This window comes from Pseudomonas sp. H2_A10 (assembly GCF_054680085.1).
The window spans coordinates 2,035,222-2,049,199 of the sequence record NZ_CP162821.1; the positions used below are offsets into that span (position 1 = coordinate 2,035,222).

Consider the following 13,978-nt stretch of genomic DNA (forward strand, 5'->3'; position numbering starts at 1 on the left):
TCAGATATGCAGGATGTATTCGCGAACCAGCTTGCTGCCGAAATAGGCCAGCATCAGCAGGCAGAAACCGGCCAGGGTCCAGCGGATTGCCTTATGCCCGCGCCAGCCGAGTCGGTTACGACCCCACAGCAGCACGCTGAACACGATCCAGGCCAGGCAGGCCAGCAGGGTCTTGTGTACCAGATGCTGGGCAAACAGGTTTTCGACGAACAGCCAGCCCGAGATCAACGACAGCGACAACAGCGTCCAGCCGGCCCACAGGAAACCGAACAGCAGGCTTTCCATGGTTTGCAACGGCGGGAAGTTCTTGATCAAACCCGACGGGTGCTTGTGCTTGAGTTGGTGGTCTTGCACCAGCAGCAGCAGGGCCTGGAACACAGCGATGGTGAACATGCCATAGGCCAGGATCGACAGCAGGATGTGGGCAAGGATGCCGGGTTCTTCGTCAATCACCTGCACCGTGCCGGTGGGGGCGAATTGCGCCAGCAACACCGTCAGCACGCCCAGCGGGAAGAGCAGGACGAGCAGGTTCTCGACGGGGATCCGGTAGCAGGCCAGCACGGTCAGTGCGATGACCGCCGCAGCGATCAGGCTGGCGGCGCTGAAAAAGTCCAGGCCCAGGCCAACGGGTGTCATCAGATGGGTGAACAGGCTCGCGGCGTGGGCCAGCAGGGCGAGGACGCCCAGCCCAACCAGCAGACGTTTGTCCGCCTTGGTGCCTTGGGCCAGACGAGTGCCCTGATAGAGAGTCGCAGCGGCATACAAGATGGCGGCGGCGAGGCTGGGTAGCAAACTGGGTGACAAGGGGACCATAAATCCTGATAGACGAGCCCGAAAGGCGCTGAGTTTGGCACACCCCAGCGTTGCACGAAAGACTCCCAGGCCAGACAGCGGGTGTGCATGCGCGCAGTCTTCGCTATAATCCGCGACCTGCCCACGCCGCAGGCTCGCCGAACGCTGTTTTTAATAGCGATTTACCGCAGCCTGGGCCGTCACTACCTCGGTCTACCAACGCACTTCGATGCATAGGGCCTGAAAGGATCGCGCATGTTTGAAAACTTGACTGACCGTCTCTCGCAGACGCTGCGCCACGTAACCGGCAAGGCCAAGCTGACCGAGGACAATATTAAAGACACCCTGCGCGAAGTGCGCATGGCATTGCTGGAAGCCGACGTGGCGTTGCCTGTGGTCAAGGACTTCGTCAACTCGGTCAAGGAGCGCGCGGTCGGCACTGAAGTGTCGCGCAGCCTGACCCCGGGCCAGGCCTTTGTGAAGATCGTCCAGGCCGAACTCGAAAGCCTGATGGGCGCGGCCAACGAAGACCTGAACCTCAGCGCCGTGCCGCCCGCCGTGGTGCTGATGGCCGGTCTGCAAGGTGCGGGTAAAACCACCACCGCCGGCAAGCTGGCGCGCTTCCTTAAAGAACGCAAGAAAAAATCCGTGATGGTGGTATCGGCGGACGTCTACCGTCCGGCCGCCATCAAGCAGTTGGAAATGCTCGCCGGCGAAGTGGGCGTGACCTTCTTCCCGTCGGACCTGAGCCAGAAGCCGGTCGACATTGCCAACGCCGCTATTAAAGAAGCACGGCTGAAATTCATCGACGTGGTCATCGTCGATACCGCCGGTCGCCTGCACATCGACGAAGAGATGATGGGCGAGATCAAGGCATTGCACGCCGCGATCAACCCGGTCGAGACGCTGTTTGTGGTCGATGCCATGACCGGCCAGGATGCGGCCAACACCGCCAAGGCCTTCGGTGACGCGCTGCCGCTGACCGGCGTGATCCTGACCAAGGTCGACGGCGACGCCCGTGGTGGTGCCGCGTTGTCGGTACGTGCCATTACCGGCAAACCGATCAAGTTCATCGGCATGGGCGAGAAGAGCGAAGCGCTCGAACCGTTCCACCCGGAGCGTATCGCCTCGCGCATCCTCGGCATGGGCGACGTGCTCAGCCTGATCGAGCAGGCCGAAGCGACGCTCGACAAGGACAAAGCCGACAAACTGGCTAAAAAGTTGAAGAAGGGCAAGGGCTTCGACCTCGAAGACTTCCGCGATCAACTGCAACAAATGAAGAACATGGGCGGCCTCGGCGGCCTTATGGACAAGCTGCCGAACATCGGCGGTGTGAACCTGGCGCAAATGGGCAATGCCCAGGGCGCGGCAGAGAAGCAGTTCAAGCAGATGGAAGCCATCATCAATTCCATGACCCCGGCCGAGCGCCGCGACCCTGAGCTGATCAGCGGTTCGCGCAAGCGTCGGATCGCCATGGGCTCCGGCACCCAGGTGCAGGACATCGGTCGCTTGATCAAGCAGCACAAGCAGATGCAGAAAATGATGAAGAAATTCTCCGCCAAGGGCGGGATGGCCAAGATGATGCGCGGCATGGGCGGCATGTTGCCCGGCGGCGGCATGCCGAAGATGTAAAGAATTCGAGCGTAAGCGTTGCTTGCGCTCCGACCCACAGGGATGTGGGATCTCCAGCAAACCCGCCGTTGGCGGGAGCTGACTCGCCGTTTTAATCGACGGCCCTTTAGCAGATCTGAATGGCACGTTGATAGGCGCCAGAAAAAGACATTTGCAAAAGTCCGGATATTCCTTAGAATATGCGGCCTTTCGGGCACCTATGCCCGCTGTGCATTTAGATTTGCAGCACCGACTACAGGAACGATGTTCACATGCTAACAATCCGTCTTGCCCTTGGCGGCTCCAAAAAGCGCCCGTTTTACCACTTGACCGTAACCGACAGCCGCAACCCGCGCGACGGTTCGCACAAGGAACAGGTTGGTTTCTTCAACCCTGTTGCCCGTGGTCAAGAAGTTCGTCTGTCCGTGAACCAAGAGCGCGTAGCCTACTGGCTGAGCGTTGGCGCACAGCCATCCGAGCGCGTAGCAAAACTGTTGAAGGACTCGGCTAAGGCCGCAGCCTGAGCAATATGAACGCGACGCCAGCTGTTGCTGATGATTTGATCGTTATCGGCAAGATTTATTCTGTTCATGGCGTTCGCGGCGAAGTGAAGGTGTATTCCTTTACTGATCCGACCGAAAACCTGTTGCAGTACAAAACCTGGACGCTCAAGCGCGAAGGTAGTGTGAAACAGGTCGAGCTGGTCAGTGGACGCGGGAGCGATAAGTTCCTGGTCGCAAAGCTCAAGGGTCTTGATGATCGCGAAGAAGCCCGTCTTCTGGCCGGTTATGAGATCTGCGTGCCGCGCAACCTGTTCCCTGAATTGACCGACGGCGAGTACTACTGGTACCAGCTGGAAGGTCTGAAGGTTATCGATCAACTCGGGCAATTGTTCGGGAAAATCGATCATCTTCTGGAAACCGGCGCCAATGATGTAATGGTGGTCAAGCCTTGCGCTGGCAGCCTGGATGATCGCGAACGCCTGTTGCCCTATACGGAGCAATGCGTGTTGGCCGTCGACCTGGCAGCGGGCGAGATGAAGGTGGAATGGGACGCGGACTTCTAAGCGTGGCTAATTTGCGCATTGAAGTGATCAGTTTGTTTCCCGAGATGTTTTCCGCCGTCAGCGAGTACGGCATCACCAGTCGGGCGGTGAAGCAGGGGCTGTTGCAGCTTACCTGTTGGAACCCGCGAGACTACACGACGGATCGACATCACACTGTGGACGATCGCCCATTTGGCGGTGGCCCGGGCATGGTGATGAAGATCAAGCCCCTGGAAGACGCATTGGCCCAGGCCAAGGCCGCCGCCGGGGAGAAGGCGAAGGTAATTTACCTGTCCCCTCAAGGCCGCCAGCTGAAACAGGCTGGGGTACGCGAACTGGCGAATGAGGAAAGTTTGATCCTGATTGCCGGTCGCTATGAAGGCATTGACGAGCGTTTTATTGAAGCTCATGTCGATGAAGAGTGGTCGATTGGGGACTATGTCCTGTCTGGCGGTGAGCTGCCGGCGATGGTCCTGATAGATGCGGTTACACGACTGCTGCCTGGAGCTTTAGGGCATGTGGACTCCGCGGAGGAAGATTCCTTCACGGATGGTTTGCTGGATTGCCCGCACTACACCCGACCGGAGGTGTATGCGGATCAGCGTGTTCCCGACGTATTGCTAAGTGGCAATCACGCACACATCCGGCGTTGGCGTTTACAGCAGTCCCTTGGTCGGACCTATGAACGACGCGCCGATCTTCTGGAAAGCCGCTCGCTTTCTGGAGAAGAGAAGAAGCTGCTCGAGGAATACATCCTCGCGCGGGACGATAGTTAACAACGTATCGATGGTAGGTCCATTGACTTACCTTAGGAGCACAGCATGACTAACAAAATCATCCTTGCACTCGAAGCAGAGCAGATGACCAAAGAGATCCCTACCTTTGCCCCAGGCGACACTATTGTCGTTCAGGTGAAAGTGAAGGAAGGCGACCGTTCGCGTCTGCAAGCGTTCGAAGGCGTGGTAATCGCCAAGCGTAACCGTGGTGTGAACAGTGCTTTCACTGTTCGTAAAATCTCCAACGGTGTTGGCGTAGAGCGTACTTTCCAGACCTACAGCCCGCAAATCGACAGCATGGCCGTCAAGCGTCGCGGTGACGTACGTAAAGCCAAGCTGTACTACCTGCGTGACCTGTCCGGTAAAGCAGCTCGCATCAAGGAAAAACTGGCTTAAGTCCAGCTTCCCGATGCAGAAAAAGCAGCCTACGGGCTGCTTTTTTGTGCCTGGAATTTGTCTGAGCGCTACCAGGCATACGCCATTGAAGTGTGGCGTTGGCTTGGCTGCGATAAGATCCACCCGACACCCCCGATAATCAGCCCGAGCCCCCATGCCCGCTATCGACCATCCCCTGATCGACCGCTTCCTCGACGCCCTCTGGCTGGAAAAAGGCCTGTCGGACAACACCCGTCAGGCCTATCGCAGTGACCTGGCGCTGTTCAACGGCTGGCTACAGGAAAAAAACCTCGAACTGATCAACGCCGGCCGTGAGCTGATCCTCGATCACCTGACCTGGCGCCTTGAACAGAACTATAAACCACGCTCCACGGCGAGATTTCTCTCGGGCGTACGTGGGTTTTATCGGTATTTGCTGCGAGAAAAACTGATCGCGCTCGACCCGACCCTGCAAATCGACATGCCCCAACTGGGCAGGCCTTTGCCCAAATCGTTGTCGGAAGCCGATGTTGACGCCTTGCTCGCCGCCCCGGACCTGAGCGAAGCCATTGGCCAGCGCGACCGTGCGATGCTCGAAGTGTTGTACGCCTGCGGCCTGCGTGTCACGGAATTGATCAGCCTGACCCTGGAGCAAGTCAACCTGCGCCAAGGCGTGCTGCGGGTCATGGGCAAGGGCAGCAAGGAGCGGCTGGTGCCCATGGGCGAGGAAGCGATTGTGTGGGTCGAGCGCTATATGCGTGATGCCCGCAGCGAACTGCTCGGCGGGCGCCCCAGTGATGTGCTGTTCCCCAGCCTGCGCGGTGAGCAAATGACCCGCCAGACGTTCTGGCACCGCATCAAGCACCAGGCCAAGGTCGCCGGGATCGGCAAGACCCTGTCGCCCCATACGCTGCGCCATGCATTTGCCACGCATTTGCTCAACCACGGCGCCGACTTGCGCGTGGTCCAGATGCTGCTGGGGCACAGTGATTTATCCACAACCCAGATCTACACCCATGTGGCACGGGCGCGCTTGCAGGATATGCACGCCAAGCACCACCCGCGAGGCTGAAAACGCCCAATTTATCCCGCCAACGGCTGCCCTGCGATCCAACTGTGGTAGGCTTTGCCGGTTCGCAAAGGCGACGGTCCACACCCGAGTTTGCAATCGGCCTGCCTGTACCCGTCCCAGCATCTGCCTTCAGGAGTTTCCATGCGCTTGACCCAGATTATTGCCGTCGCAGCCATTGCGTTGGTATCCACCTTTGCCGTCGCCGATGACGCCGCTGAGCAGACCATCCGCAAGAGCCTGGCCAACCTGCAGCTTGATACGCCGATTGAAAGCATCAGTGCCAGCCCGATGGCCGGCCTGTACGAAGTCAAGCTCAAGGGCAGCCGCGTGCTGTACGCCAGCGGCGATGGCCAGTACATCGTCCAGGGCTACCTGTTCCAGCTCAAGGACGGCAAACCGGTCAACCTGACCGAGAAAGCCGAACGCCTGGGCGTGTCGAAGCTGATCAACGGCATCCCGGTGGCTGAAACCGTGGTTTACCCGGCCATCGGCGAGACCAAGACTCACATCACCGTGTTCACCGACACCACCTGCCCGTACTGCCACAAGCTGCACGCCGAAGTGCCCGCGCTGAACAAGCTCGGCGTGGAAGTGCGCTACGTTGCGTTCCCGCGCCAGGGCCTGGGTTCGCCAGGTGACGAGCAGTTGCAAGCGGTGTGGTGCTCGACCGACAAAAAAGCGGCCATGGACAAAATGGTCGACGGCAAGGAAATCAAGGCCGCCAAGTGCGCCAACCCAGTGTCCAAGCAGTTCGCCCTGGGCCAGTCGATTGGCGTGAACGGCACACCGGCCATCGTTTTGGCTGACGGCCAGGTGATTCCGGGCTACCAGCCGGCACCACAAGTTGCCAAACTGGCGCTCAGTGCCAAATAAACCAGCATCGTCGAACCTTTGACGATCATGGCCCGCGCATAAGTCGACGGGCCATCAATTGAAAGCCGCAGTCGTGCGGCTGTTTTCCACGGCCGACCTTGCGTCGGCCGTTTCATGGGGAGTTCTTCAGTGAAACCGGTCAAAGTAGGCATCTGTGGGTTAGGGACCGTCGGTGGCGGCACCTTCAACGTACTTCAGCGTAATGCTGAAGAAATTTCCCGCCGTGCAGGGCGTGGGATTGAAGTGGCGCAAATTGCCACGCGTTCGCCAAAGCCTCAGTTCGAAACGACCGGTATTGCAATTACCAACGATGTCTTCGCCGTGGCGACCAACCCTGAAATCGATATCGTCATTGAACTGGTCGGCGGCTACACCGTGGCCCGCGAATTGGTGCTCAAGGCCATCGAGAACGGCAAGCACGTAGTCACCGCCAACAAGGCGCTGATCGCCGTACACGGCAACGAGATCTTCGCCAGGGCCCGTGAAAAAGGCGTGATTGTCGCGTTCGAAGCCGCTGTAGCCGGGGGTATCCCGGTGATCAAGGCGATCCGTGAAGGCCTGTCCGCCAACCGCATCAACTGGGTGGCCGGCATCATCAATGGCACCGGTAACTTTATCCTTACCGAAATGCGCGAGAAGGGCCGTACCTTCGAAGACGTATTGGCCGAAGCCCAGGCCCTGGGGTACGCCGAAGCCGATCCGACCTTCGACGTGGAAGGCATCGACGCTGCGCACAAGCTGACCATCCTGGCGTCCATCGCCTTTGGTATTCCGCTGCAGTTCGACAAGGCCTACACCGAAGGCATCACCAAACTGACCACCGCCGATGTGAACTACGCCGAAGCCCTGGGCTACCGCATCAAGCACCTCGGTGTAGCGCGCAGCACCCCGGCCGGTATCGAGCTGCGCGTACACCCGACACTGATCCCCGCCGACCGCCTGATCGCCAACGTCAATGGTGTGATGAACGCCGTGATGGTCAATGGCGACGCCGCCGGCTCGACCCTGTTCTACGGCGCTGGCGCCGGCATGGAGCCGACGGCGTCGTCGGTGATCGCCGACCTGGTGGACGTGGTTCGTGCCATGACCAGCGACCCGGAAAACCGCGTACCGCACCTGGCTTTCCAGCCGGATTCGCTGTCGACCCACCCGATCCTGCCGATCGAGGCCTGCGAAAGCGCCTACTACCTGCGTATCCAGGCCAAGGATCACCCTGGCGTACTGGCCCAGGTCGCCAGCATTCTGTCGGAGCGCGGTATCAATATCGAATCGATCATGCAGAAGGAAGTCGAGGAGCAAAACGGCCAGGTGCCGATGATCCTGCTGACTCATCGCGTGCTCGAGCAGCACATCAACGATGCCATCACCGCGCTGGAAGCCTTGCAAGGCGTCGTCGGCCCGGTCGTTCGCATTCGTGTCGAACACCTGAACTAACCGATTGTTCCAGAGGCCCCGTGCGTTCGGCGGCTTCTGTTCGAGAATGTTTTAGAGGAGCCAGTCATGCGTTACATCAGCACCCGCGGCCAGGCACCGGCCCTGAATTTCGAAGACGTTCTGCTGGCAGGCCTTGCCACCGACGGCGGCCTGTACGTGCCGGAAAACCTGCCACGCTTCACCCAGGAAGAAATCGCCTCCTGGGCCGGCTTGCCATACCACGAGTTGGCCTTCCGGGTGATGCGCCCGTTCGTCACCGGCAGCATTCCGGATGCGGACTTCAAAAAAATCCTGGAAGAGACGTACGGCGTGTTTTCCCACAGCGCCATCGCGCCTTTGCGCCAACTGAACGGCAATGAATGGGTACTGGAGCTGTTCCACGGCCCGACCTTGGCGTTCAAGGACTTTGCCCTGCAACTGCTCGGTCGCCTGTTGGACTACGTATTGGCCAAGCGCGGTGAGCGCGTGGTGATCATCGGCGCCACCTCCGGTGATACCGGCTCGGCGGCCATCGAAGGTTGCAAGCACTGCGAAAACGTCGACATCTTCATCCTGCACCCGCACAAGCGCGTGTCGGAAGTGCAGCGTCGGCAAATGACCACCATCTTTGGCGAAAACATCCACAACATCGCCATCGAAGGCAACTTCGATGACTGCCAGGAAATGGTCAAGAACAGCTTCGCTGACCAGAGCTTCCTCAAGGGCACCCGCCTGGTGGCGGTGAACTCGATCAACTGGGCGCGGATCATGGCCCAGATCGTCTACTACTTCCACGCGTCCTTGCAGTTGGGCGGCCCGGCGCGCTCGGTGTCGTTCTCGGTGCCCACCGGCAACTTCGGCGACATCTTCGCCGGTTACCTGGCGCGCAACATGGGCCTGCCGATCAACCAGTTGATCGTCGCCACCAACCGCAACGACATCCTGCACCGCTTCATGAGCGGCAACCAGTACGTCAAGGAAACCCTGCACGCCACTCTGTCGCCGTCGATGGACATCATGGTTTCGTCGAACTTCGAGCGTCTGCTGTTCGATATGCATGGTCGCAACGGCGCCGCTATTGCCGGCTTGATGGACACCTTCAAAAGCGGTGGCGGTTTCAGTGTTGATGAGGAGCGCTGGACTGAAACCCGCAAGCTCTTCGACTCCCTGGCGGTGGACGATGCGCAGACTTGCGAAACCATCGCCGAAGTGTTTGCCCAGACCGGTGAGCTGCTCGACCCGCACACCGCGATCGGTGTGAAGGCCGCCCGCGAATGCCGTCGCAGCCTGGATACCCCGATGGTCATCCTCGGGACCGCTCACCCGGTCAAATTCCCGGAGGCGGTGGAGAAGGCCGGTGTTGGCAAGGCCCTTGAACTGCCGGCGCATCTGACTGACCTGTTCGAGCGTGAAGAACGTTGCACGGTGTTGACCAATGACCTCAAAGCGGTGCAGGCGTTTGTCAGCCAGCATGGCAATCGGGGTAAACCGTTGTAAGGCGAACCGCTTACACCAAAACGCCGCTTTCCCTTGCTGGGTCAGCGGCGTTTTTTGTTTGTGTGCCGCAGTTTTTTCGTTGTCATGTTGCAAGCGCATGCTGAATACGTCATCCCCCCGCGATAACGAAAAAGCGAACTTTCCTACGTCACGACCAGTCACTTAGGATAGATGCAGCACCCGTTGAAACGATTGTTCCCGAACTATTGAGTGGTGATCGAGATGGAAAGTATCAGCCTATTGCTCGAAGAAGCACTGAGCCCTTATCTGGTTACGCTGACCACCTCAGGTGTGCAGGGCGAATGCCTGGTGACCGTGAAGAACCCCGGTGGCGCCATTATGGTCGAGCGCGAAGTCAACCGCGCGCAGTTGACCGACAAACGCGCCCTGGTGGATGTGGTGGATTGCCTGCTGCGCGATTTGAAAATCGCTGAAGGTCGCCTCGAACCCTCGGTTATCGCAGCCTTGCGCAACGCCGCCATGACACGTGCGCCGGTCTGCGCATGAAGAATTATTTGTCCTTGGAAACTTCCTACAGCATGGCCGGTCAGATTTCGTAACAGCAAGAGCAAACATTGTGCTCCGGTGTTTGTGGCTTGTTGTACTGGTCATTGTAAGGCCACGTTTAACCCCGAAGTGTCTCCCCACGCTTCGGGGTTTCTTTTTGCCTGCGATTTATGTGGGGCGATGCTGCTTGAGGTGTCAGATGGCGCCCTGTTCGCGCAGACGTGCGATGGCGGCGGCGTCGTAACCCAACGCTTCGAGCACCACCGCGTTGTGTTCACCCAACTGCGGGCCGACCCACTCGCAGCTGCCGGGGGTGTCCGACAGTTTGGGCACGATGCCCGGCATCTTGAAATCCTTGCCATCGGGCAACTGCGCCTTCAGGAACATTTCACGGGCCAGGAATTGCGGGTCGCCGAGCATGTCTTCGGCGCTGTAAATACGGCTGGCCGGTACGTCGGCTTTGTTCAGTTGCTCGACCACCTGCTCCAGTGGCAATGAATTGACCCAGCGATCGATCACGCCATACAGCTCATCACGGCGGCTGTCGCGTCCATCATTGCTGGCCAGTTGCGGATCGTTGGCCAAGTCGTCACGGCCGATGGCGCTCATGAAACGCTTGAAAATGGCATCGCCATTGGCGCCGATCTGCACATGCTTGCCGTCCGCGCTGGTATGGATCGAGGACGGCGTAATGCCGGGCATGATGTTGCCGGTGCGCTCGCGAATAAACCCGAACACGTCGAACTCGGGGATCATGCTTTCCATCATGGCGAAGATCGCTTCATACAGCGCCACATCCACCACTTGGCCCAGGCCGCCGTTGACCTCACGGTGCCGCAGCGCCATCAGCGCGCCGATCACGGCCCACAAGGCGGCGATGGAATCACCGATGGAAATCCCGGTGCGCACCGGCGGGCGGTCCTCGAAACCGGTGATATAGCGCAACCCGCCCATGGATTCGCCCACGGCACCAAACCCCGGCTGATCTTTCATCGGCCCGGTCTGGCCGAAGCCCGAGAGGCGAACCATCACCAGCTTCGGGTTCAGCGCGTGCAGGGTCTCCCAGCTCAGGCCGAGTTTTTCGAGCACGCCGGGACGAAAATTCTCGATGAGCATATCGGCGTCCGCCAGCAGCTGTTTGAGAACCGCCAAACCGTCCGGATGCTTGAGGTTCAGCGTCAGCGACTTTTTGTTGCGCGCCTGCACAAACCACCACAGCGAGGTGCCCTCATACAGCTTGCGCCATTTGCGCAGCGGGTCGCCGCCGTCGGGGGATTCGACCTTGATCACCTCGGCCCCGAACTCGGCGCAGATGCGAGAGGCGAACGGCCCGGCGATGAGGGTGCCGAGTTCGATGACTTTGAGGCCGGCAAGCGGTTTGGCATTGAACGACATGGGGATCCTTTCTGGCGCTGGACGGGTGTGTGATGCCTTTTAACATAGGCGAGCGGTGAGGGATAAGGATGATGATTCGTTGAATGGCTCCACCATCGGTTAGACTGGCCGCCTTTCCCTGTCTCTAGAAGCCCGTTCATGGCCCAGCCGTCCACGACCTACAAATTCGAACTCAACCTCACCGACCTCGACCGTTCGGTCTACGAGAGCGTCAAACAGACCATCGCCCGTCACCCTTCGGAAACCGAAGAGCGCATGACCGTGCGCCTGCTGGCTTATGCCCTGTTTTATAACGAGCAGTTGGCGTTCGGTCGTGGCCTGTCAGATGTAGATGAACCGGCCCTGTGGGAAAAAAGCCTGGATGATCGGGTTTTGCACTGGATCGAAGTCGGCCAGCCCGACGCCGACCGTCTGACCTGGTGCTCGCGCCGCACCGAGCGTACCAGCCTGCTGGCGTATGGCAGCCTGCGAGTCTGGGAAGGCAAAGTGGTGCCGGTGGCGACTAACCTGAAGAACGTGCACATCGCTGCCGTGCCACAGGAAGTGCTGGAAACCCTGGCCAAGGACATGCCCCGCGTTATCAAGTGGGACGTGATGATCAGCGAAGGCACAGTTTTCGTGACCGATGACCGTGGCCAGCATGAAGTGCAGTTGCAGTGGCTGGTTGGCGGACGCGATTGAAAAATGTGGGAGGGAGCAAGCCTCCTCCCACAGTGATTTGTGTCGTTTGAAGCATTGTCGTTTAACCGTTTATCCGCAGAGAAGTCATCACCCCCGTATGCGTATCGATCCTCGCCCGTTGCCCGCTGTCCTGCCGTTTCTCGGTGAATTGCCGCCGCTGTTGACCCGTCTTTACGCCGCCCGCGGGGTGCAATCGGAGGCTGAGCTGGATAAAAGCCTGGCACGGTTGATTCCCTATCAGCAGCTCAAGGGCATCGACGCGGCGGTAGACCTGCTGGTGACGGCCCTGGAACAACGTCAGCGCATCCTGATCGTCGGCGACTTCGATGCCGATGGCGCCACCGCCAGTACCGTGGGCACCTTGGGCCTGCGTTTGCTGGGTGCGGCCCATGTCGATTACCTGGTACCCAACCGCTTCGAATATGGCTATGGTCTGACCCCGGAAATTGTCGCCGTGGCCCTGCAGCGCGAGCCGCAATTGCTGATCACCGTGGATAACGGCATCTCCAGTGTGGAAGGGGTGGCCGCGGCCAAGGCGGCGGGGCTGCGGGTGCTGGTGACCGACCACCACTTGCCCGGTGACGAGTTGCCGGCAGCGGATGCGATCGTCAATCCGAATCAACCCGGCTGCGCGTTCCCCAGCAAGGCCCTGGCCGGCGTGGGCGTGATCTTCTACGTATTGATGGCCCTGCGCGCGCGCCTGCGTGACCTGGGCTGGTACACGAACACGCCGCAGCCGAACATCGGCGATCTGCTCGACCTGGTCGCCCTGGGCAGCGTCGCCGACGTGGTGCCCCTGGACGCCAACAATCGCATTCTGGTGCATCAGGGCCTGGAACGTATCCGCGCGGGTCGTGCGCGGCCGGGAATCAAGGCAATCCTGGAAGTGGCCAAGCGCGACGCCGCGCGCATCACTTCAACCGACCTGGGCTTTATCCTCGGGCCACGGCTCAACGCCGCCGGGCGTCTGGACGATATGAGTCTGGGCATCGAATGCCTGCTCACCACCGATTTTGCGGCCGCACGGGAAATGGCCGCGCAATTGGATGGCATGAACCAGGACCGCAAATCCATCGAACAAGGCATGCAGCGCGAGGCCCTGGCCCAGCTCAAGGACTTGCCGATGGAATCGATGCCCTATGGCCTGTGCCTGTTCGACCCCGAGTGGCATCAGGGCGTGATCGGTATTCTGGCGTCGCGCATGAAAGAGCGCTATTTCCGCCCGACCATCGCCTTCGCCGACGCCGGTGATGGCCTGCTCAAGGGCTCGGGGCGCTCTGTGCAGGGCTTTCACATCCGTGATGCCCTGGCGGTCGTCGCCAGCCAGCATCCCAGCCTGATCACCAAGTACGGCGGCCACGCCATGGCGGCCGGGCTGACGTTGCCCGAGGCAAATTTCCCACTGTTTGCCGAGGCCTTTGACGCCGAGGTGCGTCGTCAACTGCGTGAAGAAGACCTCACCGGTCGCCTGCTGTCCGATGGCACCCTGGCGGTGGAAGAGTTTCATCTGGAACTGGCCCGTGCGCTACGGCATGCAGGCCCGTGGGGGCAGCACTTTCCCGAGCCGTTGTTTCACGGTGTGTTCCAGTTGGTTGAGCAGCGCGTTGTGGGGGAGCGGCACCTGAAAGTGGTGCTCAAGAGCGAATGCGGCTCGGTGAAGCTCGATGGCATTGCGTTTGGGGTGGATCGGGAGGTCTGGCCGAACCCTACCGTGCGTTGGGTGGAATTGGCCTACAAGCTGGACGTGAACGAGTTTCGTGGGAATGAGACGGTTCAACTGATGATCGCGCACATCGAGCCGCGCTGATTTTCAGCCACACCATAAAGCAAATGTGGGAGGGGGCTTGCTCCCGATTGCGGTGCATCAGTCACAACGCTGTTGACTGACACTTAGCTATCGGGAGCAAGCCCCCTCCCACATTGGGTCCTGTGTGTTGCCTG

The 13,978-nt window shown here is 59.8% G+C and carries 14 protein-coding genes; 12 read left to right on the forward strand and 2 right to left on the reverse strand.

Annotated elements, in window-relative coordinates; genetic code table 11:
• Entirely contained in the window at positions 1-813 is an 813-nt protein-coding gene (locus AB4O23_RS09350) for a cytochrome C assembly family protein (RefSeq protein WP_017529978.1), read from the reverse strand.
• Between the two features lie 234 nt (positions 814-1,047).
• Between AB4O23_RS09350 and ffh the strand changes: the two genes are divergently transcribed.
• The 10 genes from ffh (at position 1,048) to AB4O23_RS09400 (ending at position 9,961) form a co-directional block, all read left to right on the forward strand.
• Positions 1,048-2,424 (forward strand): signal recognition particle protein, encoded by a 1,377-nt coding sequence (gene ffh / locus AB4O23_RS09355; RefSeq protein WP_003175900.1) that lies wholly within the window; start codon positions 1,048-1,050, stop codon positions 2,422-2,424.
• 251 nt (positions 2,425-2,675) lie between these two features.
• A complete protein-coding gene (gene rpsP, locus AB4O23_RS09360; protein WP_003175899.1) occupies positions 2,676-2,927 on the forward strand; it encodes a 30S ribosomal protein S16 in 252 nt (83 codons plus the stop codon).
• A 5-nt stretch (positions 2,928-2,932) separates the two neighbouring features.
• Complete coding sequence (rimM, locus tag AB4O23_RS09365) at positions 2,933-3,469, forward strand: ribosome maturation factor RimM (protein WP_053135622.1); 537 nt, start codon at positions 2,933-2,935, stop codon at positions 3,467-3,469.
• Complete coding sequence (gene trmD / locus AB4O23_RS09370) at positions 3,451-4,224, forward strand: tRNA (guanosine(37)-N1)-methyltransferase TrmD (protein WP_175404167.1); 774 nt, start codon at positions 3,451-3,453, stop codon at positions 4,222-4,224. The genes rimM and trmD overlap by 19 nt, the downstream gene beginning before the upstream one ends.
• 45 nt (positions 4,225-4,269) lie before the next feature.
• A complete protein-coding gene (gene rplS / locus AB4O23_RS09375) occupies positions 4,270-4,620 on the forward strand; it encodes a 50S ribosomal protein L19 (RefSeq protein WP_003175895.1) in 351 nt (116 codons plus the stop codon).
• A 154-nt stretch (positions 4,621-4,774) separates the two neighbouring features.
• Positions 4,775-5,671 carry a site-specific tyrosine recombinase XerD gene (gene xerD, locus AB4O23_RS09380; RefSeq protein WP_460062947.1) on the forward strand — a complete coding sequence of 299 codons (897 nt, stop codon included), beginning with the start codon at positions 4,775-4,777 and terminating at the stop codon, positions 5,669-5,671.
• A gap of 141 nt (positions 5,672-5,812) precedes the next feature.
• A complete protein-coding gene (locus AB4O23_RS09385; RefSeq protein ID WP_017529973.1) occupies positions 5,813-6,544 on the forward strand; it encodes a thioredoxin fold domain-containing protein in 732 nt (243 codons plus the stop codon).
• Positions 6,545-6,673: 129 nt separating this feature from the next.
• Positions 6,674-7,978, forward strand: a complete 1,305-nt coding sequence (locus tag AB4O23_RS09390; RefSeq protein ID WP_460062949.1) for a homoserine dehydrogenase — start codon at positions 6,674-6,676, stop codon at positions 7,976-7,978.
• A 66-nt stretch (positions 7,979-8,044) separates the two neighbouring features.
• Positions 8,045-9,454 carry a threonine synthase gene (thrC, locus tag AB4O23_RS09395; protein ID WP_017529971.1) on the forward strand — a complete coding sequence of 470 codons (1,410 nt, stop codon included), beginning with the start codon at positions 8,045-8,047 and terminating at the stop codon, positions 9,452-9,454.
• A gap of 222 nt (positions 9,455-9,676) precedes the next feature.
• Positions 9,677-9,961, forward strand: coding sequence for a DUF3509 domain-containing protein (locus tag AB4O23_RS09400; protein WP_065876668.1), 285 nt, complete (start codon positions 9,677-9,679; stop codon positions 9,959-9,961).
• Between the two features lie 195 nt (positions 9,962-10,156).
• On the opposite strand, the gene AB4O23_RS09405 is transcribed toward AB4O23_RS09400, so the two are convergent.
• Complete coding sequence (locus AB4O23_RS09405; RefSeq protein ID WP_017529969.1) at positions 10,157-11,356, reverse strand: CaiB/BaiF CoA transferase family protein; 1,200 nt, start codon at positions 11,354-11,356, stop codon at positions 10,157-10,159.
• Between the two features lie 138 nt (positions 11,357-11,494).
• Between AB4O23_RS09405 and AB4O23_RS09410 the strand changes: the two genes are divergently transcribed.
• Together AB4O23_RS09410 and recJ are read left to right on the forward strand one after the other, a co-directional pair.
• Positions 11,495-12,037, forward strand: coding sequence for a YaeQ family protein (locus AB4O23_RS09410; RefSeq protein WP_003175888.1), 543 nt, complete (start codon positions 11,495-11,497; stop codon positions 12,035-12,037).
• A gap of 97 nt (positions 12,038-12,134) precedes the next feature.
• Positions 12,135-13,844: a single-stranded-DNA-specific exonuclease RecJ gene (gene recJ / locus AB4O23_RS09415; RefSeq protein ID WP_017529968.1), complete on the forward strand. Its 1,710-nt coding sequence runs from the start codon at positions 12,135-12,137 to the stop codon at positions 13,842-13,844.
• Positions 13,845-13,978: the final 134 nt, after the last annotated feature.

What these genes read in the sequence shown, in the direction of transcription:
- AB4O23_RS09350 (WP_017529978.1), bottom strand. Translation starts at nt 813, where the DNA reads ATGGTCCCCTTGTCACCCAGTTTGCTACCCAGCCTCGCCGCCGCCATC.
- ffh (WP_003175900.1), top strand. Translation starts at nt 1,048, where the DNA reads ATGTTTGAAAACTTGACTGACCGTCTCTCGCAGACGCTGCGCCACGTA.
- rpsP (WP_003175899.1), top strand. Translation starts at nt 2,676, where the DNA reads ATGCTAACAATCCGTCTTGCCCTTGGCGGCTCCAAAAAGCGCCCGTTT.
- rimM (WP_053135622.1), top strand. Translation starts at nt 2,933, where the DNA reads ATGAACGCGACGCCAGCTGTTGCTGATGATTTGATCGTTATCGGCAAG.
- trmD (WP_175404167.1), top strand. Translation starts at nt 3,451, where the DNA reads ATGGGACGCGGACTTCTAAGCGTGGCTAATTTGCGCATTGAAGTGATC.
- rplS (WP_003175895.1), top strand. Translation starts at nt 4,270, where the DNA reads ATGACTAACAAAATCATCCTTGCACTCGAAGCAGAGCAGATGACCAAA.
- xerD (WP_460062947.1), top strand. Translation starts at nt 4,775, where the DNA reads ATGCCCGCTATCGACCATCCCCTGATCGACCGCTTCCTCGACGCCCTC.
- AB4O23_RS09385 (WP_017529973.1), top strand. Translation starts at nt 5,813, where the DNA reads ATGCGCTTGACCCAGATTATTGCCGTCGCAGCCATTGCGTTGGTATCC.
- thrC (WP_017529971.1), top strand. Translation starts at nt 8,045, where the DNA reads ATGCGTTACATCAGCACCCGCGGCCAGGCACCGGCCCTGAATTTCGAA.
- AB4O23_RS09400 (WP_065876668.1), top strand. Translation starts at nt 9,677, where the DNA reads ATGGAAAGTATCAGCCTATTGCTCGAAGAAGCACTGAGCCCTTATCTG.
- AB4O23_RS09405 (WP_017529969.1), bottom strand. Translation starts at nt 11,356, where the DNA reads ATGTCGTTCAATGCCAAACCGCTTGCCGGCCTCAAAGTCATCGAACTC.
- AB4O23_RS09410 (WP_003175888.1), top strand. Translation starts at nt 11,495, where the DNA reads ATGGCCCAGCCGTCCACGACCTACAAATTCGAACTCAACCTCACCGAC.
- recJ (WP_017529968.1), top strand. Translation starts at nt 12,135, where the DNA reads ATGCGTATCGATCCTCGCCCGTTGCCCGCTGTCCTGCCGTTTCTCGGT.